Below are 655 nucleotides of genomic sequence, written 5' to 3'. Positions count from 1 at the left end.
GCCTTGTTCGGACGAGCGGCAGAACGCAGCGGGAGATCGCGGAGGATCTCGGGGTGGGGCTTTCGACGCTGGTCCGCTGGATCGGCCGCAGCCGAGACCGGGCGGCGGAAGCACCTGGCGGGTCGGCGTCGCCGGATATGGCGGCGGAGCTGAAGCGGCTGCGACGGGAGAACGAGATCCTTCGCCAGGAGCGGGACATCCTGAAGCGGGCCACCATTTTTTTTGCCAGGGAGGAAAGTCGGTGAGCTTCAAGCTCGTCGACGAGGCGAAGAAGGAGTTCCCCGTGCACCGTCTCTGCCGCGCCCTTGGCATCAGTCAAAGTGGCTACTTCGCCTGGAAGGGGCGCCCGGCCTGCCGCCGCCAGCACGAGGACATGGTGCTGCTGGCGCATGTTCGGTCGGCCTTTGCGCTGTCGAATGGCACCTACGGCAGCCCGCGCATGACGCGCGACCTGCGCGACGATGGCCTGCATGTTGGCCGCCGCCGGACTGCGCGCCTGATGCGTGAGAATGGGCTCAGGGCGCGGCAGAAGCGGCGGTTCAAGCGGACCACGGATAGTCACCACGCCTGGCCGGTGGCGCCGAACCTGCTTGATCAGGATTTCACGGCGGCGGGCCCGGACGAAAAATGGGGCGCCGATATCTCCTACATCTGG

The 655-nt window shown here is 67.0% G+C and carries 1 pseudogene; it reads left to right on the top strand.

The annotated features are described in order from the left end of the window. Positions 1-655 (top strand): annotated as a pseudogene (locus ACFHNC_RS24735) (IS3 family transposase); the annotation flags it as partial.

The organism is Falsiroseomonas sp. E2-1-a4 (assembly GCF_051433165.1).
GTDB lineage: Bacteria > Pseudomonadota > Alphaproteobacteria > Acetobacterales > Acetobacteraceae > Falsiroseomonas.
This window is presented reverse-complemented; position numbering and strand designations above follow the sequence as displayed.